Source organism: Vibrio hepatarius (assembly GCF_001274785.1).
GTDB classification, from domain to species: Bacteria; Pseudomonadota; Gammaproteobacteria; order Enterobacterales; family Vibrionaceae; genus Vibrio; species Vibrio hepatarius.
In genome coordinates this window covers 148,219-171,510 of sequence record NZ_LHPI01000009.1, presented here as the reverse complement: position 1 = coordinate 171,510, position 23,292 = coordinate 148,219, and the positions used below count along the sequence as shown (strand labels likewise).

The 23,292-nt window shown below is 47.2% G+C and carries 20 protein-coding genes; 12 read left to right on the top strand and 8 right to left on the bottom strand.

What is annotated here, in order from left to right; translation table 11 throughout:
- The first annotated feature begins 15 nt into the window (after positions 1-15).
- The 6 genes from putA to AKJ31_RS11520 all read left to right on the top strand — a co-directional run bounded on the left by putA (position 16) and on the right by AKJ31_RS11520 (position 7,825).
- Positions 16-3,135: a bifunctional proline dehydrogenase/L-glutamate gamma-semialdehyde dehydrogenase PutA gene (gene putA, locus AKJ31_RS11550; RefSeq protein ID WP_053409252.1), complete on the top strand. Its 3,120-nt coding sequence runs from the start codon at positions 16-18 to the stop codon at positions 3,133-3,135.
- Between the two features lie 22 nt (positions 3,136-3,157).
- A complete protein-coding gene (locus tag AKJ31_RS11545) occupies positions 3,158-3,856 on the top strand; it encodes a 1-pyrroline-5-carboxylate dehydrogenase (RefSeq protein WP_053409251.1) in 699 nt (232 codons plus the stop codon).
- A gap of 99 nt (positions 3,857-3,955) precedes the next feature.
- Positions 3,956-5,443 (top strand): sodium/proline symporter PutP, encoded by a 1,488-nt coding sequence (putP, locus tag AKJ31_RS11540; RefSeq protein ID WP_053409250.1) that lies wholly within the window; start codon positions 3,956-3,958, stop codon positions 5,441-5,443.
- 509 nt (positions 5,444-5,952) lie between these two features.
- Positions 5,953-6,429 (top strand): Lrp/AsnC family transcriptional regulator, encoded by a 477-nt coding sequence (locus tag AKJ31_RS11530; RefSeq protein WP_053409248.1) that lies wholly within the window; start codon positions 5,953-5,955, stop codon positions 6,427-6,429.
- Between the two features lie 242 nt (positions 6,430-6,671).
- Positions 6,672-7,241, top strand: a complete 570-nt coding sequence (locus tag AKJ31_RS11525) for a hypothetical protein (RefSeq protein ID WP_053409247.1) — start codon at positions 6,672-6,674, stop codon at positions 7,239-7,241.
- On the top strand, positions 7,238-7,825 hold the full coding sequence (locus tag AKJ31_RS11520) for a hypothetical protein (RefSeq protein WP_053409246.1): 588 nt from the start codon (positions 7,238-7,240) through the stop codon (positions 7,823-7,825). Before AKJ31_RS11525 ends, AKJ31_RS11520 begins: the two co-directional genes overlap by 4 nt.
- Positions 7,826-7,887: 62 nt before the next feature.
- Here the strand turns inward: AKJ31_RS11520 and AKJ31_RS11515 are convergent, their stop codons facing one another.
- Complete coding sequence (locus AKJ31_RS11515) at positions 7,888-8,592, bottom strand: DUF445 domain-containing protein (RefSeq protein ID WP_053409245.1); 705 nt, start codon at positions 8,590-8,592, stop codon at positions 7,888-7,890.
- Positions 8,593-8,817: 225 nt separating this feature from the next.
- Between AKJ31_RS11515 and AKJ31_RS11510 the strand changes: the two genes are divergently transcribed.
- Positions 8,818-9,582 carry a ferredoxin--NADP reductase gene (locus AKJ31_RS11510; protein ID WP_053409244.1) on the top strand — a complete coding sequence of 255 codons (765 nt, stop codon included), beginning with the start codon at positions 8,818-8,820 and terminating at the stop codon, positions 9,580-9,582.
- Between the two features lie 45 nt (positions 9,583-9,627).
- Here AKJ31_RS11510 and AKJ31_RS11505 read toward each other — a convergent pair whose 3' ends face one another.
- Positions 9,628-11,061, bottom strand: a complete 1,434-nt coding sequence (locus tag AKJ31_RS11505) for a methyl-accepting chemotaxis protein (protein ID WP_053409243.1) — start codon at positions 11,059-11,061, stop codon at positions 9,628-9,630.
- Between the two features lie 300 nt (positions 11,062-11,361).
- Here AKJ31_RS11505 and AKJ31_RS11500 point away from each other — a divergent pair, with 300 nt between their 5' ends.
- Entirely contained in the window at positions 11,362-11,718 is a 357-nt protein-coding gene (locus AKJ31_RS11500; RefSeq protein WP_053409242.1) for a hypothetical protein, read from the top strand.
- 48 nt (positions 11,719-11,766) lie between these two features.
- Here the strand turns inward: AKJ31_RS11500 and AKJ31_RS11495 are convergent, their stop codons facing one another.
- From AKJ31_RS11495 to deoD, 6 genes are all read right to left on the bottom strand, one after another.
- Positions 11,767-12,897 carry an HlyD family secretion protein gene (locus AKJ31_RS11495; RefSeq protein WP_053409241.1) on the bottom strand — a complete coding sequence of 377 codons (1,131 nt, stop codon included), beginning with the start codon at positions 12,895-12,897 and terminating at the stop codon, positions 11,767-11,769.
- Complete coding sequence (locus AKJ31_RS11490; protein ID WP_053409240.1) at positions 12,897-13,286, bottom strand: DUF3302 domain-containing protein; 390 nt, start codon at positions 13,284-13,286, stop codon at positions 12,897-12,899. The genes AKJ31_RS11495 and AKJ31_RS11490 overlap by 1 nt, the downstream gene beginning before the upstream one ends.
- A gap of 163 nt (positions 13,287-13,449) precedes the next feature.
- Positions 13,450-15,027, bottom strand: a complete 1,578-nt coding sequence (locus tag AKJ31_RS11485; RefSeq protein WP_053409239.1) for a tetratricopeptide repeat-containing diguanylate cyclase — start codon at positions 15,025-15,027, stop codon at positions 13,450-13,452.
- A complete protein-coding gene (locus AKJ31_RS11480; protein WP_053409238.1) occupies positions 15,008-16,492 on the bottom strand; it encodes a tetratricopeptide repeat protein in 1,485 nt (494 codons plus the stop codon). The genes AKJ31_RS11485 and AKJ31_RS11480 overlap by 20 nt, the downstream gene beginning before the upstream one ends.
- A 124-nt stretch (positions 16,493-16,616) precedes the next feature.
- Complete coding sequence (locus tag AKJ31_RS11475; protein WP_053409237.1) at positions 16,617-18,086, bottom strand: lactate dehydrogenase; 1,470 nt, start codon at positions 18,084-18,086, stop codon at positions 16,617-16,619.
- Positions 18,087-18,148: 62 nt separating this feature from the next.
- Positions 18,149-18,859 (bottom strand): purine-nucleoside phosphorylase, encoded by a 711-nt coding sequence (deoD, locus tag AKJ31_RS11470; protein ID WP_053409236.1) that lies wholly within the window; start codon positions 18,857-18,859, stop codon positions 18,149-18,151.
- Positions 18,860-19,205: 346 nt separating this feature from the next.
- On the opposite strand from deoD, the gene AKJ31_RS11465 reads away from it, so the two are divergent.
- From AKJ31_RS11465 to AKJ31_RS11450, 4 genes are read left to right on the top strand one after another with little or no spacing between them, the layout of a single operon-like run.
- Positions 19,206-20,156, top strand: a complete 951-nt coding sequence (locus AKJ31_RS11465; RefSeq protein ID WP_053409235.1) for a YbgA family protein — start codon at positions 19,206-19,208, stop codon at positions 20,154-20,156.
- Complete coding sequence (locus tag AKJ31_RS11460; protein ID WP_053409234.1) at positions 20,146-20,943, top strand: MerR family transcriptional regulator; 798 nt, start codon at positions 20,146-20,148, stop codon at positions 20,941-20,943. Before AKJ31_RS11465 ends, AKJ31_RS11460 begins: the two co-directional genes overlap by 11 nt.
- Before the next feature lie 2 nt (positions 20,944-20,945).
- The gene (phrB, locus tag AKJ31_RS11455) at positions 20,946-22,373 is read left to right on the top strand and encodes a deoxyribodipyrimidine photo-lyase (RefSeq protein WP_053409233.1); all 1,428 of its coding nucleotides are present in this window, start codon (positions 20,946-20,948) and stop codon (positions 22,371-22,373) included.
- On the top strand, positions 22,363-23,265 hold the full coding sequence (locus AKJ31_RS11450) for a L,D-transpeptidase family protein (RefSeq protein WP_053409232.1): 903 nt from the start codon (positions 22,363-22,365) through the stop codon (positions 23,263-23,265). The genes phrB and AKJ31_RS11450 overlap by 11 nt, the downstream gene beginning before the upstream one ends.
- Positions 23,266-23,292 lie beyond the last annotated feature (27 nt).

Sequence of the window (23,292 nt, the reverse complement as noted above, 5' to 3'; positions counted from 1 at the left end):
GATTGAGGAAAACGCATGTTTACAGCAACTGATGTGTTGAATGCCGAGTTTGTCGAGCAACCGCTTGATAAGCTGTGGTCATTGATCTCTCCACTATATATGGTGGATGAATCACAATGGCTTGACCAATTACTTCCTTTGGCAATGCCAACTGACGCTGAGAAGGCGCAGATTACTGACAAAACAACCGACCTGATTAAAGCGATTCGAGCAGACAAAAAGTCGATTCAAATGATCGATGCATTGCTACTTGAATACAGCCTGGATACTCAGGAAGGTATTTTGTTGATGTGTCTTGCAGAGGCGTTGATGCGTATCCCAGATGCTGCAACCGCTGACGCACTGATCCGCGACAAACTGACAGTCGCAGACTGGAAATCCCACCTGAAAAACTCAGATTCTGTGTTCGTAAACGCTTCAACTTGGGGCTTAATGCTAACAGGTAAAGTGGTTGGTCTTTCTGAAACAGAATCTCGCAGCCCAGTAAGCGCGGTTAACCGCCTTGTAAACAAGATGTCTGAGCCAGTGATTCGCCAAGCGATGCACCAAGCAATGAAAGTGATGGGGCACCAGTTTGTACTAGGTCGTAGCATTGCAGAAGCGCAAAAGAACGGTCGTTCAATGCGTGACAAGGGTTTCACTTACTCTTATGACATGCTTGGTGAAGCGGCGCTAACCACAGCGGACGCGAACAAGTACTTCAAAGATTACCTAATGGCAATCGAAGCGGTCGGCCGTGACCAATACGGTCAAGATACTAGCCCAGCTCCTTCGGTTTCTATCAAACTTTCGGCTCTTCACCCGCGCTACGAAGTGGCGAATGAAGAACGCGTTCTGACTGAACTATACGACACGCTACAACAGTTGCTGCGCCGCGCGGTTGAACTGGACGTTGCGATCACGATCGATGCGGAAGAAGCAGATCGTCTTGAACTGTCACTGAAACTGTTTGAGAAAGTGTACCGCAGTGAACTTGTAAAAGGCTGGGGTAAGTTTGGTCTCGTGGTTCAGGCATACTCAAAACGTGCGCTACCAGTATTGGTATGGCTAAACCGTCTTGCGAAAGAGCAGGGCGATCTGATCCCACTTCGTCTTGTAAAAGGCGCGTACTGGGATAGCGAAATTAAGTGGTCACAGCAAGCGGGCTACGACAACTACCCAGTGTACACACGTAAAGAAGCGACTGACGTGGCGTATCTGGCATGTGCGCGTTTCCTTCTGAGTGAAAACGTGCGTGGAAACATCTTCCCACAGTTTGCTAGCCACAACGCGCAAACCGTTACTTCCATTGCGGTGATGGCGCAGCATAAAGATTACGAATTCCAACGCTTACACGGTATGGGCGATTCGCTTTACAACCATGTAATGGACATTCACAAACAATCGGTACGTATTTACGCGCCGGTTGGTAGCCACAAAGACCTACTGCCTTACTTAGTTCGTCGCTTGTTAGAAAACGGTGCGAACAGCTCGTTTGTTCACCGTTTGGTCGATGCGCGTTGCCCGGTTGAATCATTGACTCAACATCCAGTTGATATGCTGAATGCATTTGAAACTAAGAACAACACCAGTATTCCACTTCCGCCAGCGGTGTTCCCAGAGCGTAAGAACTCGATTGGCGTTAACGTTGACATCGAAAGCGAAGCTAAACCATTTGAAGCGCAAGTTGAAAGCTTCATGGATAAGCAGTGGGTCGCGGCTCCTATCATTAATGGTCAATCTTTTGCCGAAAGCATGATCAAGGAAAACATCAATCTAGAAGATGTTAAAGCGCCATACGACCGTCGTATTCAGGTTGGTCAGGTAGCATTCGCAACCCTTGATCATGTTTCCGATGCAATCGAAGGTGCACAAAATGCATTTGCCGCGTGGCAAGCAACGCCATCGACAGAGCGTGCAGAGAAGCTAGAGAAACTTGCAGACTTACTTGAAGACAATCTTGCTGAGCTGGTTGCGCTATGTCACCAGGAAGCGGGTAAGACCATTCACGATAGCATCGATGAAGTGCGTGAAGCGGTAGATTTCTGTCGTTACTACGCCAAGCAAGTTGATGCGCTGGGTGAGTTGGCGATCAATGGTTTTGACGGCAAAGCGCGTATCGTAACTCGCAAAGGTCGCGGTGTGTTCGTTTGTATCAGTCCATGGAACTTCCCTCTGGCAATCTTCCTTGGTCAAGTGACTGCGGCGCTGGTGGCGGGTAACACCGTTGTGGCGAAACCAGCAGAACAAACCAGCTTAATCGCTGCACGTGCAGTCGAACTGATGAACCAAGCAGGCTTCCCAGCAGGTACGATTCAACTGTTGCCGGGTCGTGGTGCAGAAATTGGTTCGGCGCTCACGTCTCACGCTGCTATTGCGGGTGTGGCGTTTACAGGTTCGACGGCGACAGCTCAACGCATCAATCAAACGCTTGCTGCTCGCGACGCAGCGCCTGTACCGTTCATTGCTGAGACTGGTGGTCAAAACGCAATGATCGTTGACAGTACTGCGCTACCAGAGCAAGTGGTACGTGATGTGATTCGCTCGGCATTTGCTTCGGCAGGTCAACGTTGTAGTGCATTGCGTGTTTTGTACGTACAAGAAGATATTGCTGACCGCATCGTTGCGCTGATCCAAGGTGCGATGCAAGAGCTGAGCGTTGGCAAGCCTTACCTGCACTCAACAGACGTTGGCCCAGTAATCGATAGCACAGCCAAAACCAAACTGGTTAAACATATCGAACACATGACCGCGACCGAGAAGAAGGTAGCAGAGCTGACGTTAGGTGAAGAGCATCAATACGGTGATTTCGTTGCGCCAAGCGCATTTGAAATCCGCGATATTTCTTGCCTGAAAGAAGAACAGTTCGGTCCGATCCTGCATATCGTACGCTTCAAAGCGAGCGAGTTGCACCAAGTGGTAGAGCAAATCAATAACACAGGCTTTGGCTTGACTATGGGCATCCACAGCCGTAACGAAACCACTTACCGCTGGATTGAGAAACACGCGCGAGTTGGTAACTGCTACATCAACCGTGACCAAGTGGGTGCGGTGGTTGGCGTACAACCATTTGGTGGACAAGGTCTGTCTGGTACTGGCCCGAAAGCGGGTGGTCCACACTACTTATTCCGTTTCACTCAAACTCAGTTTTCTTAATCCGTAGGCAAGGAGAAATATCATGGTTCATCAAGTAACTCTTTTTTCTGATGCTTTTTCGGCGTGGGAAAACTGGAACCTCACCAGCTTTGAATCAAAAAGCGAGTGCTTACTCGCATTGAAAAAGGCTTTGCAAAAAGCTCAGCCATCATTGGCTTCGGTTGTTTCTTACCATATTGCTCAGGCGTCAGCGCTACTGGCTGAAACGCATCAATTGGTTGGTCCAACTGGTGAAACCAATGAATTGTACACCGCAGGCCGCGGTGTCGCTCTCATCATCCAAAACGATGTATCAGAGCAAGCTCAGAAGTCGGCAGTCGCGCAGCTTACCGCCGCGTTAATTGCAGGCAACACCGTTATCTTATGCAGTGATGACGTGAAACTGAGCGAAAAACTGGAAGCTGCTTACATGCAGTCTTCATTACCAATGAACCTAGTACAGTTTGCTCCGCTTGATGCTTACCATCAATTGCTTGAGCAAGACGTACGTAGTGTGGGTTACGTTGGCAAACCTGAGGTTGAGTTAAATATCAACCGTCAGCTAGCGAAACGAGAAGGCGCGATTGTTGGCCTTGTTTCAGAAACGGATCTGGCGGCTCTCTCTGTAGCGCTGGACCCTCACCTCTCGCTTCGTTTTATTACTGAGCGTACGAGAACAATAAATATAACAGCAGTGGGTGGTAATGCGACCTTGCTAGAACTAGGTAGCGAAGCTCACTAACCCTTTCTTTTCCTGTTAGGCTTGCCCTCATTTGACGTATGTTTACCAACGATGAGGGCATTTTAGGGAAGGCGATCGAATAAAAAGAGGACAAATCACATGGAAAATAGCTTTGCTATTACAGCCACGTTTATTGCGTATCTAATTCTGATGCTTGCAATAGGCGTAATTGCGTATCAACGAACGAAAAACTCTTCAGACTACTTCTTGGGTGGACGCTCTCTTGGTCCTTGGCCTGCGGCACTTTCGGCGGGTGCGTCGGATATGAGTGGTTGGCTACTGCTTGGTCTACCTGGTTACGCGTTTGCGGCAGGTATCGAGGCGTTTTGGCTAGCGGGTGGTCTACTTGCTGGTACATGGCTAAACTGGCTAATCAACGCGAAACGTCTACGTACGTACAGTATCACTACTGACTCACTGACATTGCCAGAATACCTATCACGTCGTTTTAACGACAACTCAAAACTGATTCAGGTTATTTCTGCTTTCTTCATCCTTTTATTCTTCCTTTTCTACACAAGCTCAGGCTTGGTAGCTGGCGGAAAACTGTTTGAAACAGTATTTGGTTTGGATTACACCACAGCGGTAATCATTGGTACGGTTTGTGTTGTGTCATACACCCTGTTCGGTGGTTTCTTAGCGGTATCTTGGACTGACCTTGTGCAAGGTCTACTAATGGCGGCGGCACTCGTCATCGTGCCGATTGTGGCGATGGAAGGTGGTTTCAGCGACCTAGAAGGTCAGCTTGCGAACATCAACCCGCAACTACTGACTCTTTGGAATGACTCAAAAGGTGAGCCACTAAGCGCGATCGCGATCATCTCGCTGGTAGCATGGGGCCTAGGTTACTTTGGTCAGCCGCACATCCTAGCTCGTTTTAAAGCGTCTCGTTCAAACAAAGATCTAACGACAGCTCGCCGCATCGCGGTTATCTGGACGGCACTATCAATGTTTGGTGCGATGCTGGTCGGTCTCGTTGGTCTTATCTACGTAAGCAACTCTGGCATCTCTGTCGATGACGGTGAGAAGATCTTCATGCTGCTTGTGAATGCGATGTTCCACCCAGTTGTCGCGGGTATCCTTCTTGCGGCGATTCTTGCAGCAATCATGAGTACAGCGGATTCACAGCTGCTAGTATCGTCTTCAGCACTAGCAGAAGATTTCTACAAGCAAGTGTTTAAGAAAGACGCGAGCTCAGAAGAGATCGTGATGGTAGGTCGTATCGCGGTAATCGCAATTTCAATTGTGGCGCTAACGCTTGCTATGACACCAGACAGCTCTGTATTGGGTCTTGTATCTTACGCGTGGGCTGGTTTTGGTGCGGCATTTGGTCCAGCACTTGTACTTAGCTTGTACTGGTCACGCATGAACCGCAACGGCGCGCTTACAGGTATCATTGTGGGTGGCGTGACTATCGTAGTTTGGAAACAGATTTCTGGTGGTTGGTTCGACGTGTACGAAATCGTACCGGGTATCATCTTCTCAACCATTTCTATCGTGGTTGTAAGCTTGCTAACGGGCGAGCCAGAAGAGAGCGTGAAATCTCAACACTCGAAATATCAAAAACTACTGACTGAACTTGAATAAGAACATTAGTCGGTAAAAAGGCCCCTGAAGCGTAGAGTTTCAGGGGCTTTTTGTATTTTTGGAATAATTATTTGGCAAGCGTCACATTTTTTTCACTAAAGTTTGAGCCGCGCGAACCAACAGCTTACAAATAGGTCAATTAAATAACCCCACCACTTTTAAGGAGAGAAAAACATGCCTCAAGAGTACTGCCATTGCTGTGCAAAAGTGACACCACATAAGGTTGTCATGAAGCGATGTGAGGACACCAACCATTCTATGGTTAAGAGTATGGCTTGTTTTTTTGCGACACTATTCCAAGGGGCACATTACATGAAGATGGAAAAGCAGTGCTTTTGCCGTGTATGTAATAGCCAAACGGAACGTGTGAATAGCAATTCTTTCTCCGATGCCGAAGTGGCATAACCGCCATTCACAAATTTCTTACATTCCACTGATTTGGTGCTAGGTTTACTTAGTGCGTTTAGATAGTATTAGCAAAAAGCTAACAACTATCATAAGAGCGCTAAATGGACTTGGACAGAATTGACCGCGAAATTCTCAGAACCCTTAACCTAAAAGGCCGACTGCCGATTGTCGAGCTTGCCAAACAGGTAAACCTCACCACTTCTCCTTGCTCTGACCGAGTCAAACGCCTTGAAAAAGAAGGCTACATCAAAGGCTATCACGCGGAACTCAATCCCGAAAAACTCGGCCTAGACGTGCAAGTGTTTATCCACATCCGACTGGATCAAACCAGCTTCTCCATTTTTGAAAAATTTGCTGATGCCGTAGAAGACATGCCAGAAATTGAAGAGTGTTATTCGCTGTCCGGTGACTTCGATACCATGATTAAGGTGCGGGTGAAAGACATGAAAGCGTACCAGAATTTTATGTCTTCAAAACTTGGTACGTTGCCGGGCGTGATTCAAACCCGTAGCGAAGTGGTGATTGAAGAACACAAAACCAGTTTTGGTGTGAACGCTGATTTAATTACCAAGCTATAAATCCCGAACGGATGTATAAGGTTTCTTTGGACTCAACGCTTGGGTATAGATTTTCGTTAAAGTGAGGAATATCAGGTAAAACTTCGTATTTGTTGAAGATGATCACAGGTGGTTCATCGCATCATCTTGCATAAGCGATATTATTTAGTAATCGATAGATATTCATGTGTTGCTTAAAAATCAAGGAATTAAGCGCACTCCATTCAGTATCGACACCTTGCTTCAAGCAAAGGAGATGACTAATGACTAAACACTTTGTCGCTGCGATTTTTCTGTTTTTACTGGTCGGCTGTGCCTCAACGGGGGGAGAGAAAGTCGACGACTTTACTAAGCTTTCGGTAGGCTATGGCTGGCTCAACATAGACGATGTCGATGCTAATCGACTTCACTCAGTAGTAATATTCCAACACCGTCCTCACTCTGATAAACCTTACTACCACGTAGCGGTCAAAGAGTTTGAAGGCGGCTACCTTTACTATTCTTTTGCCTTTCCAAACGGCGCTTTCGCTGCTTACTCTGCAGAAGGGCAATCTTGCCTAGGTTTTATCTGCAGTAACACGATTTATAGCTACAACTTCGGTAAACAAGGCGATGATGTGGCGGCATTGCTAATAGAAAAACCGGGTGTCTACCACTTTGGTGATTATGCACTGCAAGAGTTGGATACCGGCTTTTTTGAGCAGTCTAAGTTCGATGTGGTTCCCGTTGACAACGCGCCTTCTGAAAAACAGATGCTTGAGGAAATTCTGAAAGATACCAAAGACAACCCTGTTGTCGCTCAACGAATCCAAAACAGAATCGACCAATTATGAAAAACGTTTTAAAGCTCGCCTTGGTTATTTTGTTTTTGAGCGGCTGTAGCATGCCAACAATGCTGCCGCATACCACAGCGTTATCGAGTGCAGAGAACAAGGTCATTGTCATCGGTAAATTTGAGCTCGACCCGCCGATCGATGTAGAACTTGAACAGACCACGTATTGGAATGCGCTAGGCGATGGTCGCATTCTCAATAAAGTGTTTGTTGCAACGGGAACCCGCTCAGACCGAATTTATCCGGGGCCGATGGATGGAAGCGACGATTGGCAAGCGACCATTGAAGCGACTTGGGGCGTGCCGTTTATGGTGGAAGTTCCTCGTCGCACCACATGGTTGCGAGGGGCGGTAACCTATCTTGATTCGATGCAACGCGATGTATTGAGCTTTCCCGGTGGTGTCTATTTTCAAGTGCCAGAAAACGCCGATGTTGTCTATATAGGCACGTTTCGCTATATCAGAGATGACTTCAACAATATCCAGTACACGGAGATTGTTGATGAATATCAGCAGGCGATGGATGCTCTCGGTCTGGATGACTCCGCGAATGTCACGAGGTCTTTGTTAAAATCTGGCCGATAACTAATCGTTAAATAAAAAAGGGAAGCACTCGCTTCCCTTTTTCGTTGTGTCGTTTTACTAGCTTAAGCAACAAATGATGAGATCACACCGATAATGCCGCCAAACACACCACCCCAAACAACAAGCCAGCCAAGGTGTTGTTTAATCATTTTCTGCACCATCTCTTTGACGAGCTGAGGTGTAAGCTCGCTCAGTCTCTGGTCGATAATTGCTTCAATATTGGCTTCAATTTCACTCATCATCGCCGGTGATTCAAACTGTTCTTTGAGCGCTTGCTTGACACTCTCACTCTGGCTGATGTCGGCCATTGCTTCTTTCATCTTCTCGACAAACGGCTGCTTCAATGGTTGCAGTGCTTCTGTGCCACCAAACATCGCCAGCATGCCACCGAATGATGACGCCGCAATCACTTCGACCAGTGAGTCGAAGGTTGGGTTAAAGTCGACTTTATCGATAACGGGTTGCAGCTCAAGCGTTTTCCCACCAGACATTTCTTGGTTAAGAAACTTGTCGATGTTTTCTTGGGTGAAGAACTGCTCCATCATCAAGTTTTTTATCGCCAGTTTAAACTCTTCAAAGCGTGCCGGGATAACGCCAGAGCCGTATAGACCGGGTACTTTTTCAAACAACATGTGAATCGCAAGCCAGTTGGTTATCGCGCCAGAAAAGGCGAACAGGCCTGCGTAGAAGGCAATTTGGTTGTCTGTTTGGTAGCCACCTGCCAACAAAGCAAGGGCGATGATATTCGTCAGTAAACTTTTATTCATTGCAAATCGATAGGTTTGAACGTTTAAAGGAGCGCAGTATATAACAACTGTCGCCAATCGCTAGACGCATCATGGGGATTGCGCTGGATGGAATCAAGAGGGAAGGGATAAATAACGATAACTGTTAAAAAAATGTGATCTACTATCACTCCGTAGTGCTCTGATTTTACATAACGATTAAGTGAGCGTAACGTTAATAATATGTAACCGATTGGAGGATCTACGATGGTTGCCCTCAATGGTTTTTCCCTCGCGCATATCGACCGCCGAACGGACTGGAATCAAGACTTGTTTAGCCTAAGAGTGACGGGCGCTCGCTTGCAATTTGAAGCGGGGCAGTACACGAAACTGGCTTTGTTCAACCGCCAAGGTGATTTGGTCAGTCGTCCGTATTCTGTTGTTAACGCTCCGTTAAACACGACCGATATGCTTGAGTTTCTGATTGTGTCGCACCCTGAAGGGGCGCTTTCTCCTTACCTACAGCAAATTAAAGAAGGTGATGAAATCTACGTCGGCGAAAAGGCGTATGGAGATTTGGTATTCAGTAATATCCCTAAGCAGACAAAAAACTTGTGGCTTCTGTCGACTGGAACAGGGATTGGACCTTTTTTATCGCTGCTTGATGATATTAACTTTCGTCCAAGCTGCGAGCATATTGTTTTAGTTCATGCGGTGCGTCATGAGCGTGACCTTGTGTACCGCTATCTAATTGACCAACTGATTCAGCAATATGAAGGGCGCCTAAGTTATGTTCCCGTCGTGTCTCGAGAACCGGTAGAAGGTGTGTTAAGCGGCCGTATTCCACAATTGATCGAGAGTGAAACGTTGCAACGTGTGGTGGATGTGCCACTTAATAAAGATGAAAGCTTCGTGATGTTGTGTGGTAATCCGGAGATGATCAAAGACTCCATAGCGGTGTTAACCGAGATGGGGTTGGAGAAGCATCGCCGGGCGACAGGCGGGCAGATTCTATATGAGCGATATTGGTAAAAAAATCCCTGCTTTTCAGCAGGGATTTTTATTTGTCTCGTGAAGCTACTGTGTACGGTACTGCTTAAGGATTTCTGACAGCGATTTTGCTGCCTGAGTCAGATTAGCGATGCCGCTTGAAGATTGCTCCGCGACTTCACGTAAGGCATTCGATTGAGCACGGATATCGGTCAGCTCCGATGCAATGTCGTTGGCGACTGAACTTTGCTCTTCCGCCGAGGTTGAGATCTGAACGCTCATGTTAGTCAATGAGCGTGCAGACTCAGCTATTGCCTGAACGTCCTGACCAAGGTCGGTGATGATGTCGCTACTGGTTTGCGCCTGAGACACAGTTTTAGACGTAATCGACGCAATGTTTTGGCTTTCAGTCTGCAGCTTCTCTATCATCGCTTGAATTTCTACCGTTGCCGATTGTGTGCGGCTGGCGAGAGTGCGCACTTCATCCGCTACAACGGCAAAGCCACGTCCTTGCTCACCCGCGCGCGCCGCTTCAATTGCCGCGTTCAATGCTAACAAGTTGGTCTGCTCTGAAATCGCGTTGATAGTGGTAATGACTTCATTAATTTGCGTGGTGTTCTCGTTCAAGCTAGTAACAGAGCTTGACGTTTGAGCAATGTATTGCGATAGCGTATCGATCTCTTGGATGGCAGCCAAAACACGTTGATGGCTACCTTCGATGTATTGTGAGTCGTGCTCAGTTTGTTCCGTCGCCTGCTGGGAAATACTAGAGACTTCTTTGGCTGAGGCGGTCATTTCTTCCATTGCCGTTGCGACGGAATCAAGCGACGCATACTGGCTGCGTACTTGTGATTCGCTGTGCTTCATCTCTTCTTCAAACGATGCCGACGTATCGGTGAGCGTTTGAGTGTTGTGCTTCACGTTGATGATCAGCTCGCTCAAGGTGTCCATTGCTTTGTCCAACGCACAGCCGATAGTACCGAACTCGTCGCGACCCGGATGAAAACCAAGACGTGAAGTTAAATCCCCCTCGCCGATACGCTGAGTGGTGCTGTACAGCACCCATAGAGCGCCACCGATAAAAGTGGATACCCAGTAACAAAATAGAGCGAAAGGCGCGAGCCAAAGGTAGCTTAACAGGAAAGAGGTCAGTGCTTGTGATTTCGCTTCGGCAATTGTCTCTTGCGCGTCGAACGTGAGCTGATAGATAGAGCCGTTGTCTGCACGTTGAGCAACGGTAATCACACCGTCTTTATTGGTTGGCTGTTTTAACTGTGATACCAGTGTTACGTCTGATTGAGCTTGAATGCGAGTATTATCACCAACCGCCAACATGCCCGCGAGTTTATGCTGAGCGGCATTCATTGCTGAGGTGTTGGCGTTTTCAATGCTAGACAGATAACGACTGCCAGCGATAAATGAAATTGCGCTTAGGAAAAGGATGAGAATGACCCAGAATTTGTCATTAATTGACATCTTGATAAACAGTCGGTCTATGGTTCTAAACTCAACTTCTTTCATGTGAACTTCCTCTGTGGTTACCCTGCTTTGGTTAATCTGGCGGGGTGAATTCAAGTCAATAAGATATTCGCATACTGTATCGACCGACTGAGATTTTCTTCAAATATTTATGTAACCACTAGTATTAAAATTAACAGTAATGGGATTTAGATCTAGTTTTGGGCCCAATTTGGCGATTTAACTAAGCTGAAGCCAGCTATTGGCTTTTCATCTGACGAGAAACATCGAGTTATTTCTCTCGCTATTTTTCAGTGGTAGGACTAATCTGAGCAAAGTTGTATCAGTAGTAGGTGCAAAGCAGTGAATTTGATAGTTAACATCCAAAAAAACGTTCGCAAATATGGTTTTGAAATGGCGACTCGCCAAGCATGGAAATGTGGTATTAAAGCCAACCTTGTTAAACGTGTCGTCGGTGTTGCGAAAGGGCAGATTGTTTGCGTGATTGAAGGGGTAAGGCCCGAGCTGTCGACAGAGATCAATAACCCTCTTCATTGCGCAGAAAAGCAGGGGAAATATGTGTTTGTTGGCGGGGTCGTATGGTTGCCCAATGACTTACTGGCACCAGGCTTTCCGGATTTTATGTTTATGCACGTGCGTAACTTAGGCCCGAAACATAAGTACATGACAGACGATGAGTTGTTTCTCAACTTGGCCTAGTCTGTTATGAACGATTTAAAAAGCCCTCCGATTGGAGGGCTTTGTCGTTTAGTGGTCTAGGTAGAGATAGTTTTGCCAGCTCTTCATCCGAATGAGAACTTTGCGCATGATGGATACATGGCTGAACCTATCTGAGTAAACCGCGACTTCGACTGCGGTGCCCATTGGAAGATGGAACTCGGACAGGTCGTCGGTGATCTTTAATGTGACAAATACGCGTCCGCTGGTGCGCAGTGCTTCTGTGCCAACTAGAGCGCCACGCGCTTGGAACTGGCTCTCACCAATCGCAGGTAGTACGTCGATCACTTCGCCTTTAAATACACGCCCTGGAATCGCTCTGAACACGAATTCTGCTTCAAACCCTGGCTTTAGGCGCTGTAGAGAGTTTTGTCTGAACGCCGCGGTATAAACCAAATCCTCGGTATGGACAAAAGTCATCACGGGCGCGATCGGCAGTGGTACCGCCATAACACCCGGGCGCAAAGCCACTTGAGTGGCAAAGCCGTCTGTTGGTGCGTAGACGACGGTCTGCTCTAGGTTGAACTCGGCTTTTCTCAACTCTGCGAGTAGGCGCGCCACCGTGGTGTTTTCACCGCCAATTTCAGAATCAAGTGCCAACTGTGCTTGGTCAACACGCGCCTTGGCGGCTTCTAATGCGGCCTCTGTCGCCTTGTACGCTTGGCGTCGGGTATCGAGTTGTTGCTCGGTAAATGCGCCTTTGTCATAACCGCGCTGGTAGCGAGCAAATTCACGCTGCGCTTTGTCGCGTTCGGCTTCTGCCTGAGCTTGTTGCGCGCTGGCGGCTTTCAGCTCTGACTCCAGTCCGAGCGCCCCTTGGCTGGCTTCCTTGATTTGTGCCTGTAGCTTCGCTACTTCTGCCTCAAATGGCACAGGGTCAATCTTAAACAGTACATCGCCTTTCTTCAGTGGTTTGTTTGGCTCGACCGGCACTTCGATAACGCGGCCTCTCACGCCAGAAACCATCGGGGTCGAAGAGAAAACTTGGTTACCCAATTGAGTAAACGGGTGGTTGTAGTTCATCAGTAGAATCAAGGTACCAATCAATACCACACCACCGAGCACAGCGGTTGGAACTGTCCATTTGTTCAAAGGGATTTTAAAGATTTTGAAAATAGCGATACAAATGGCGGTGTAAGTCAGAATGAGTAATAAATCCATTAGTTATCCTCCTCACGGTGTTCAGCATCATGAGTCGGAGAGACTGCTGGCTTCTGTTGCGCTTTTAGTTGTTTCAGTTCTTCTTGGAGTTGCTCGACTTGGTCGATTAGGGCATCAACACGGTGGTGGATGTCGTGTTGCTCTTGTTGCAGTTTCTGGAAACCCCAGCCGCGTTCTTTTCTCCACAATGTTGCCCAGATCCAGAGAAATGGCCACAGCGCATGAAAGGTGAATAGGCTGACCCAGCCTGCATAGTGGATAGCATCTTGGTGAGGATGTTCGCGACTTTTCGCGATTTCATAGGGAATATCGTGGATTGCGATAATGCCGTAGAAGATCACCAAGGTAACAAAGACCAACAGGCCAAGAGCAAAGTAGTCAAGAAACATACTTGAATCCCTGTATATGTGTATTGTGAAGACGAGCGGAAAAGCAACACAACGGAAAGCAAAAAATGAGCGAGTCAAATTTTGCTTGTACGCGTATTGGGTAAGTTTTCATTGTAGATGAACTACTTAGCGAATAGCCACCGCTTTGTCGTTTTTGTACTAGTTACTCAGTACAAACTTGATTTCGGCCGTTTGCTTTTGCTCGATAAAGAGCTTTATCCGCTCGATAGAAGGTTCGCTGGGTGTTTTCGCCGTCACGATGCAGAGTGACACCGATACTGATGGTGAGACCACGTTCGCCGAGAACGTCTTGCCAAGAGAAGTCGTAAATGCGATTACGGAAGGACTCCGCGTGGTTACGCGCTTGTTCTAACTCTGTCTTCTCGAGGATCACCAAAAACTCTTCACCACCAAAGCGAACGCAAGAAGCATTCTTGAACTTAAAGTGCTTGGCGAGCTCTGCTGAGACGTTAACGATCGCTTTGTCGCCGACTAGGTGGCTAAGCTCATCGTTGATAGACTTAAAGTGGTCGATATCGATGACCATTAAGGCAAATGGTGTTTCGTGCAAAAGCAAGTCTTTGAGTTTTACGTCCAGCCAACGGCGGTTGTGCAGTTGGGTTAGCGGGTCGGTAAACACGTCTTGCTGCAGCTTTGCCACGGTGTGTTTTTGGGTTTCCGTGGTTTCTTTCAACTCACGGTTTTCGATCTCAGACAGAATCAACTTAAGCTGAAGCTCAAATCGAGACAAACGTCTTAGTTGTGCTGCACCAAGATCGCCAATCGGAATTTTCTTCATCAGCTCGCTCTCGAGTTGATGCGCTTGTTTTTGATATTCCAATGCCGATTTAAAGTTGCCTTGTTCTTCGCTGAGCCACGCCAGCGCGTCGCAAATCTTTAGGTTCAAGGTCGGTGAAGAAGAATCCCCTTTACGATACGCACGCTCCAACACCCAACTTGCCCAATGACGCTTGCCATAATCGGTCAGGCAGCATGCCAGCTCCAAGCGAATCATTGACGCTAACCAGGCTGAATGAATATTACCTGACGTATATTGCAGACTACTCAAGCTCAACATTGCCTTTTCGATGTTTTTCTCGCTGCGGTGAATTTTGGCTTGGTAGAGATGAATCTGGCCAGACAGCACTTTATCGCTGACGAGGATACTGAGCTCTTCGCACTCTTTGATCAGTTCTTTGGCTTCTTTAATACGGTTGAGATAGATGTAACAAGCCAGCATATACAGCTTGTATTTCAGCCTTAGTGAACGACTTGAGATCGCGTGGTCAATGCTATCGATCTTTTGGTAGTAGCGTATCGCACGGAAATGGTCGCCGTAGATGTCGCACAGGTTTCCCATTCCGAGTACCGACATCACGTATTCATCGATAAATCCATTGTCTACCGCGATGGTAGAAGAAGTGATGTATTCGTTCAGCGCCAACGAAAACTCGCCATTTTCGACTAATCGGTCGGCGAGGTTGTTTTTGACCTCGAGGATCAGTGCGGCGTCTTCAGGCAACGACAAAAGGTTTAGCGCCTGCTTTAAATCGTTAATGCTGGCGGGAATTTGTTTTAGTTCACGGTGAAACTCTGCGCTGATCACGAAACACTGCGCTTTTTCTTGGTGTGTTGTGGCGACGTTTTGACGAATATTGTCCCAAAACGCGAGTGCTTCTTCACCTGTCACGGAAGAGGCGTCTAGGCCCGATTCGGAAATCTTATTCAGTAGCACTTCCATCGCTCTCTTCCTGCTGTTGAATCTCAAGTTGCTCGATTGTGAATGGGAACGTGAGGATACCTTGATGGCGAACTTCTGGTAGTGCGTGGTTGAGTCCGCGACGTTGCCAAGGATAAATCTCGATCATCTTTCTCAGTACGTTAGCAACGTTGGCCGCCGACTCACCTTTATCGGACAACAATAAACCTAAATGTTCTTTGCTTAAACGGGTCAGGATGTCTTGCTTGCTGCACAGTGAGTGGGCTAGTTCAGTACAAATATCGATATATTCCGCTTCATCGTGTCGGATAGTAATCACCGAGTGATTACTGTGTTTCAGCTCGGTTTTGAACAGAACCAACTGTTCCCACCAATAAATCTCAGACACCATGTTACTCAGATGCTTATCAGGATCGAACTCATGCTGACGGCGTATGAGATTAATGATTTTACGTGCACGTTGCTCAAGTTGACGCTTTGAAGCTCGAGCCTTGTCATTGTTGAACTTGGCTGTTTGCTCGCGCAGCATATTGATTGAGTGTTTACGATACTTCTTGAATGCTTCTAAGGCGGTTTGATGGTCGCCGTACTCTTCCGCAACCAGAGACTGCTGAAAACATATCTGAGACAACAATTCACCATTATCAAATGATGCGGCAGATTGTTCGGCACTTTTTAGCAGTTCGGACGCCATTTGCGGGTTCTTACGCAGCAGCTCTAAGCGCGCGCGGCTGATGTAGGAGTGTGCTTTCATCCACACTAAGTTGTGCTTCACCGCCAGCGAGTGCGCCTTATTGGTGGCTTGCTCCGCGTCTTCAATGCGTTCAAGTCCAAGTAGCGCTAATCCACGAAAATCCCAGATCTCGGCTTGCCAGGTACTGTCGGGGTGATCTTTTAATACTTCGATCGCGCCATCAAGCACAGAAAGCATCTCGACGTAGTTCTCCAACAGGTACATGTCCCACGCGAGTAGGATACGGGCTTTACCTTCCAACCAGTTAATACGCGTGTGGTTGGCGACAATCATTGCGAGTTCGTGAGTGCTCTTGGCGAGCTCATAATCGTTGGTGATGCGCCAGATGTTACCTAAACCGATTAAGGCTTCGACCTGAAACTCAACTTCATCCACTAGCGCCGATTGCTCTAACGTGTTAATCCAATACTGTTGTGCGGAAAAGTATTTGGCTTGTCCCCAATAGTGGAGTGCGTGAACGTGGAGGATTTCTGGTAGGAAGTCGTCGGTGTCAAGGCTGCTGAGTTTGCTATAAGCTTCTTTTATGTACTTGAGCCCTTTGCGGTACTCCATGGTATTCCAGGCGCAGCGAGACATGATGACCAGAGATTTGATTTCGCCTTCCGGGTAGAGAATTTGCGTTGCTCTTGCAGCACACTGTTCTGCACTCGCACTCACTTTTTCAGGCTCTATCTCTAACCTTGAGCGGAGCTGTTCAATCTCTAAGTCTAGTAGTCGCTGGCTTTTATCCAATGAATCAGTCCTTTACCGCAATACCGCTTTAATAACTTCGCATTATAAGAACAGCAGCTTAACTAACTCTACTAAAAGTAGCAAAACTCATGCTGTTTGTGGGCACTGGTCACATTAATAATAATTATGATAATAGCTCACGAAGTGTCATCGGAGATTGCGTTAATCCCAGATTTTGCGCGGCTGTTTGCCCATTTTTATCTTGATAGCATAGGTTATGCCAAGCGCGGAAAATATCAAGCATTGGTAGTAAACCACCAGGACGTAGCTTACGCCTTGGTTCATTTATAAAGCTTTCAAACAGAGTTTGGAATCGTTGTTGATAAAAAGCGGCTTTACGAATTGACGTTTTTTTTAGCCACAACTCAGGCTGATTATGCTCGCCTGCCAAGTAACAGATTCCTTTTGAGCTGTGATCGACGGTGGCAATCGCCCAGCGATCGCGCCACCACCCCATATGGACGATGTCGACTTTATCCACGTCGTTGTCTGGATTCCAGTTCGCGTCTTCTTCGACGTACATCAAATCAACATTGCGAGTCTGAATTCTTGGCAGACAAACACTCAATGCCGCTGAACGGACAACAGGGTCTTGTGGCAGATAGATTGAAACTTGCGCCTCTTGTTGGCACATATCGAGTACGTGTAAGAAATGAGCGTAGGAGGTATAAGGCGGACGAATCAATGCGCCTTTGGACGGGTAGTTAAAGACCGACAAATTACCCATCGGGTCTTCGACATTCCCTCGCGCAAGGATGGTTTGGTACTTTTGATCGATTCGCTCTTTGAGTACCGGTGACGGGCTTGGTACCGGCATGTTGGCTTCAGACGAGTGCTCGCGTGACACAAATCTCGCGGGTGTTTGGTATGGGTCGTGATCGACACTGCCAACTGGTTCTTCATCGGCGGCATAATTGACATGTTGACAAAGAATATAACCACTGTGCGCTTCGCCAGTGACAAACCACAAAACGCCATTGTTGCTCTTAGGCTGAAGCGTGGTGTAGTGAGCCGCCAACTCGTAGCTGCTGGCATGATTCACCCAGCGCGCATCGAACATCGCAAGTTTGCGTCGGCAGCGGCTGGCAATGTGGACCAGATGGTCGTAAAACGTCTTTGGGTTGATCTCCAACTTGCGGCAAATCTCGCGTACCGAGTAGCCCATAAAGAGCAAGCCAAGGAGGTTTTCTTGAAACTGGAGTTTTTTGTTGGCACCTGACCATTTGTCTACAAACGTCGAGTGGCAGTCTTTGCATCGATAACGTTGACGGTCGCCGCTGTAGCCAAAAGCGTGATAAAGGTGTTTATGGGTGTGAACCGATAGACCGAAATTTGCACAGTCATTGTTGCGACAGGCAGGCAAACCGTCGCTGTGTAGGTGTCGTAAACGGTGCAGCTCGTTGAGAACTTCACGGTTGTTAAGTAAGGGGGGGAAAGCACCACATTCTCGGCATACCATCGCAGGTCGCTTAGGGTTAGCATGTTGCACGACGTAACGATGTGCATCACTCATTCCAAAGTTGTCACACGCCAATGTTTTACAAAAGTTGAGCTGTAACCCGTCTGCTTCCGTTGGCAGTTTGCCAGATGTCACTATTCTCCCCCTCGGGATTATTCAGGCTGCCAGAGTGAGTTCTGGCAGCAAAGGTAAAGCGATTAGATGTTGATTGCAGTTTCAAGAGCAACTTTCATCATGTCATTGAACGACTTCTGACGTTCTTCTGAGCTTAGTTTTTCACCACGGATGATGTGGTCAGATACGGTTAGGATAGTCAGTGCTTTGGCACCTAGGTCTGCCGCAACGCCGTAGATACCGGCAGCTTCCATATCTACACCTAGAATGCCAAGTTTTTCCATCTTCTCGAAGATGTCTGCTTCAGGTGTGTAGAAAAGGTCTGCAGAGAATACGTTACCCACTTTCACAGGCACGTTTTGAGCACGCGCTTGGTTAACCGCTTCTTCTAGTAGACCGTAATCAGCGATCGCTGCGAAGTCATGGTTGTTGAAACGGATACGGTTCACTTTAGAATCTGTAGAAGCGCCCATACCGATAACAACGTCCATTAGTTTTACGTCGTCACGTACTGCACCACAGCTGCCCACGCGGATTACATTTTTAACGCCGTACTCAGCGATTAGCTCGTGTACGTAGATGCAGCATGAAGGGATACCCATACCGTGACCCATTACTGATACTTTTTTACCTTTGTAAGTGCCAGTAAAGCCGAACATGTTACGAACATCACAAACTTGTTTTACATCTTCCAAGAATGTTTCTGCGATGTACTTCGCGCGAAGCGGGTCGCCCGGCATCAGTACAGTTTCAGCGAAATCACCTGGTTGAGCGTTAATATGTGGGGTTGCCATAGTTGTTACTCCAAGTTTACTAGTAAATCAGGAACTGATTACTAATTTTGTTGATTCTCAAAAATCTGTTGAGGCAATACTAGCTAGCAATACTCGCTATCCTTGAGAAGTATGTCACAAAACCACCCCTTAGATCGTTAAAGAAAATCATTAATAACGTTTTCTGTTGAAAGTGGTAAAGCAATCGATTCGGAAAAACGATTGCTTCAGCTGTGCAATTTAAAACCGATCACTCAAAGCAAAATATTACAGGTCATATACAAAAATAATTTTTGTACAATATGTTTGGTTGTGCTAAAACTTATACAAGAATTAAATCTGTATAACAGTTCGTTTGGAGATTGGCATGAGCAACAACATTAATATTGGCATCAGTTCCTGCGTTCTAGGTGAGAAAGTGCGCTTTGACTCTGGGCATAAAGTGAGCAAGTTTGTGACGAAAGAGCTGGCACCTTATTTTCAGTTCGTTTCCGTTTGCCCTGAGGTAGGGATGGGAATGCCTGTTCCTAGGCCAACAATCCGCTTGATCTCCAACGACGAGCGTTTGGCATTGGTGGAAACTAAAGACTCTACTAAAGACCACACGCAAGCGATGGTAGAGTACTCAAAGAGTAAAGTCGCCGAGCTTGAAGAAGCACAATTGTGCGGTTATATCGTCTGTGCGAAGTCACCCACTTGTGGCATGGAGCGCGTCAAGGTTTATAAAAATAACGGTGCTGAAAACATTGGCGTCGGATTGTATACCAACGAATTGATGCAAAAGATGCCTTGGTTGCCAGTCGAAGAAGACGGCAGACTGAATGATCCAATCCTCAAAGAAAACTTCATCACACGTGTGTTTACGCTGTATGACTTTTATCAGTCAGTTGGCAACGATCTCAGTCGTGGCAGTATCATTGCGTTCCACTCCCGTTATAAACTCACGCTTATGGCGCATCACCCTAACTCATACAAAGAGTTAGGTCGCTTGGTGGCCAATATAAAAGATTACGACCTCGAAGAGTTTTACCAACTATATCGAGTGGGTTTGATGAAGGCGATGGCTTACCGCGCAACACGAAAAAACAACACCAATGTCTTGATGCACTTACAAGGATATTTCAAGCGCAATCTGGATAAGAAAGAGAAAGCCGAGCTTCGCCAAGTGATAGATGATTATCGAGTTGGCCTGTTGCCACTGCTCGCGCCTTTGACGCTGATTAAGCACTATTTGAAGACGCATCCAGACGAGTACCTAGAGCAACAAAAATACTTGGAACCTTACCCACAGGAGTTACGTTTACGTTATGGGCTGTAGTGAAAAATTGTACGCCATCCGAGAAGTGTCAGAGTTAACCGGAGTTAAGCCCGTGACTCTGCGTGCATGGCAACGCCGTTATAACTTGGTGCAGCCACAAAGAACGGAGAAGGGCCACCGCCTGTATACCGATCAAGACATCGCGTTGATCAAATTGATCCAAAGCTGGCTCAGTAAAGGGGTTTCGATTGGCAAAGTGAAAGGTCTTTTGGAAGCCAACATGACACCGAGTGGTGTGGGTTCCGAGCAATCTGACTATTTAGAAGAAGTCGAACCGCTACTCAATGCTCTGGCGTCACTTCGCCGTTCAAAAGCGGAATCGGTCATCAATACGGTTTTGAAAGAGTACCCGCTTGAGGTGGTTGAAAGCCAGTTCATTTCACCGATTTTGAGTGCATTGGAATCAATCAAACGTGCGCAGCGTATTTTGCAAATCAGCCTGTTTACGTCGCTGATTGTCTCTAAGCTGGAGTCGATCATCGAATCCGAAAATAAAGCCGCGAAATCGGGCAAATGCTTGTTGATCAACTGTGGTGACAGTCGCGACATTACTAGCCGTTTATGGGCGGTACATCTTTCTGATAAAAGCTGGAATGTCACTTTGATGGACAACGTCGAGGACGTTTCAGGGCTAGTCGATATTAACTTGGCAGACAACTATCAAGCGCTGGCTATTTACAGTGAGAAACCTTCAACCGAACAACAAAAATCCGCCATTCGTCAGGTACAAGAAAATTTCGATGGGGAATGCTTCTTGTCTGACGTACTGAATGCAACACAGGACTGATTATGAACTTAGTCTGGTTCAGACGCGATTTGCGCGTAGACGATAACAGTGCGCTTCTTGCCGCGATTAACACCAACAAGCCAGTTGTTGCTTTGTTCGTTGCGACACCCTCTACGTGGCAACAACACGAGCTAGCACCCATCCAAGCGGATTTTATTTATCGCCGTTTGTTTGAGCTACAGCAAGACTTGGCGAACTTGAACATCCCGTTGCTATACGCAGAAGTGGCGAGTTTCAGTGACAGCGCTGACAAAGTTGCTGAGTTGGCCGATGAGTTGGGCTGCGATGATGTGTACCTAAATAAAGAGTACGAGTTGAATGAGGTCAAACGTGATGAGCGCTTAGCACAAGCGTTATTGACGCAAGACAAAGCGCTTCATTGTTTTGATGACAAATGTATCCTCAATCCGGGCACGGTCGTCAATAAGCAAAACCAGTACTTTAAAGTCTTTACTCCGTTTAAAAAGGCCTACCTAAGTCAGCTATCGCTTGCTCCTGTTGTGCCACAAAAGGCTGTGGAAGCGGTGTTGCCACCGGAGTCGTTACACACTAGCGAGTACCAGTTTAGCCAAGACAGCACGTTCAGTTATCCGCGAGTTTCGAGTGAAGACTATGCCGTCGATACAGAAAGCATTTATCAAACCTTGCGCCGCTTTAATAGCGAAGATGTGGATGACTACAAAGATAAGCGAGATTTTCCTGCTATCGAAGGGACCAGCCGATTGTCGCCTTATTTGGCGATTGGCGCACTGTCGGTGCGTCAATGTATGGCTCGCGTTTTGTACCAACAGTCGATGCCGCTGAGTGCTGGGCGTGAAACATGGCAGAGTGAATTGATCTGGCGTGAATTCTACCAGCACCTAATCTATTTCGAACCAAAGTTGAGTATGGGCAAGAGCTTCCTTGAATGGGGGGAACAGCTCCGTTGGGACAACTCGCAAACGCGTATCGAGGCATGGAAAACCGGCAATACGGGTTATCCGATTGTCGATGCCGCAATGAAACAGCTTAACCAAACAGGTTGGATGCATAACCGTTTGCGAATGATTGTCGCAAGTTTCCTGATTAAAGACCTGCAAGTGGATTGGCGGGTAGGTGAAGCGTACTTCATGAGCAAACTGATTGACGGTGACTACCCTGCCAACAATGGCGGTTGGCAATGGTGTGCGTCAACCGGTTGTGACGGTCAACCTTACTTCCGCATTTTTAATCCGGTTACCCAAGGAGAGCGTTTTGATGCTGATGGCAGTTTCGTTCGACGTTGGATCCCAGAGCTTGCTTCTGTGCCGGACAAGTATGTTCATCAACCTTGGAAATGGAGCAATGTTAGCGCGCTGTCATATCCACCACCAATAGTTGATCACAAGGCGCAAAGAGAGATAACCTTGCTGAATTATAAAAACGCTAAGGATACTTTGGATGCTACGTAAGCTGATTGCGCTAGGTTGCAGCATATTTGCTTGTAATGTATTTGCCGCAAGTTATGAACTGCCGCCTGAAGGAAGCAATATTGTTGGACGTACGCAATATCACAAGATCAGTGAAGGTGAGACGTTGGCGGAGATCGCCAAACAATATGATGTGGGCTTTTTGCCGTTAATGGCGGCAAATAAAGGTGTAGACCCTTTTCTACCGCAAGTGGATTATGTGCTGACGATCCCGACGCAAGTGATACTGCCAAACGTTGAGAGACAAGGCGTTGTGGTTAACCTTGCGGAGTTGCGTCTGTACTATTTTGAGCCTAACTCGAATATCGTGCATATTTTCCCTGTTGGTATTGGTCGCGTCGGACGCGATACGCCAGTGATGCAGACCTCAATCAGCCAAAAACGTCCTAATCCGACTTGGACGCCTCCGGCTTCAATTCGTCAAGAATACCGTGCGAAAGGGATTGAACTACCAGATGTAGTGCAAGCTGGGCCTGAAAACCCGTTAGGTGAGTATGCTTTGCGCTTGGCTTACGGCTATGGTGAATACCTGATCCATGGTACCAATAAAGACTTTGGTATTGGCTTGCGCGTCAGTGCGGGTTGTATTCGTATGGAGCCAAAAGACATTGAATGGTTGTTCCCGAAAGTGACATTGGGCGAGAAGGTTCGCATCATCAACGAACCGATCAAAGTGGCACTAGAACCAGATCGCAGTGTGTTTGTTGAAGCGCATGAGCCGTTAACTCGCAGTGATGGCGTAAAAGAAGCGTTGACTGTACCGCAAGAGTTAAGCTGGTGGCTGAAAGAGTTTGATCATTCAGAAGTCAAAGCGAGAGCCGTAATTGCTGCACAGAATGGTGTGCCAGTTGAGGTGGTTCCTCCTTCTTTCTAAAATAATCTGAATAAAAAAAGGGTCTGC

Coding starts and splice junctions, on each gene's coding strand:
- AKJ31_RS11525 (WP_053409247.1), top strand. CDS start 6,672: ATGACTAAACACTTTGTCGCTGCGATTTTTCTGTTTTTACTGGTCGGC.
- AKJ31_RS11530 (WP_053409248.1), top strand. CDS start 5,953: ATGGACTTGGACAGAATTGACCGCGAAATTCTCAGAACCCTTAACCTA.
- putP (WP_053409250.1), top strand. CDS start 3,956: ATGGAAAATAGCTTTGCTATTACAGCCACGTTTATTGCGTATCTAATT.
- putA (WP_053409252.1), top strand. CDS start 16: ATGTTTACAGCAACTGATGTGTTGAATGCCGAGTTTGTCGAGCAACCG.
- deoD (WP_053409236.1), bottom strand. CDS start 18,859: ATGGCAACCCCACATATTAACGCTCAACCAGGTGATTTCGCTGAAACT.
- AKJ31_RS11520 (WP_053409246.1), top strand. CDS start 7,238: ATGAAAAACGTTTTAAAGCTCGCCTTGGTTATTTTGTTTTTGAGCGGC.
- AKJ31_RS11465 (WP_053409235.1), top strand. CDS start 19,206: ATGAGCAACAACATTAATATTGGCATCAGTTCCTGCGTTCTAGGTGAG.
- AKJ31_RS11450 (WP_053409232.1), top strand. CDS start 22,363: ATGCTACGTAAGCTGATTGCGCTAGGTTGCAGCATATTTGCTTGTAAT.
- AKJ31_RS11490 (WP_053409240.1), bottom strand. CDS start 13,286: ATGTTTCTTGACTACTTTGCTCTTGGCCTGTTGGTCTTTGTTACCTTG.
- AKJ31_RS11515 (WP_053409245.1), bottom strand. CDS start 8,592: ATGAATAAAAGTTTACTGACGAATATCATCGCCCTTGCTTTGTTGGCA.
- AKJ31_RS11460 (WP_053409234.1), top strand. CDS start 20,146: ATGGGCTGTAGTGAAAAATTGTACGCCATCCGAGAAGTGTCAGAGTTA.
- AKJ31_RS11505 (WP_053409243.1), bottom strand. CDS start 11,061: ATGAAAGAAGTTGAGTTTAGAACCATAGACCGACTGTTTATCAAGATG.
- phrB (WP_053409233.1), top strand. CDS start 20,946: ATGAACTTAGTCTGGTTCAGACGCGATTTGCGCGTAGACGATAACAGT.
- AKJ31_RS11545 (WP_053409251.1), top strand. CDS start 3,158: ATGGTTCATCAAGTAACTCTTTTTTCTGATGCTTTTTCGGCGTGGGAA.
- AKJ31_RS11485 (WP_053409239.1), bottom strand. CDS start 15,027: ATGGAAGTGCTACTGAATAAGATTTCCGAATCGGGCCTAGACGCCTCT.
- AKJ31_RS11510 (WP_053409244.1), top strand. CDS start 8,818: ATGGTTGCCCTCAATGGTTTTTCCCTCGCGCATATCGACCGCCGAACG.
- AKJ31_RS11495 (WP_053409241.1), bottom strand. CDS start 12,897: ATGGATTTATTACTCATTCTGACTTACACCGCCATTTGTATCGCTATT.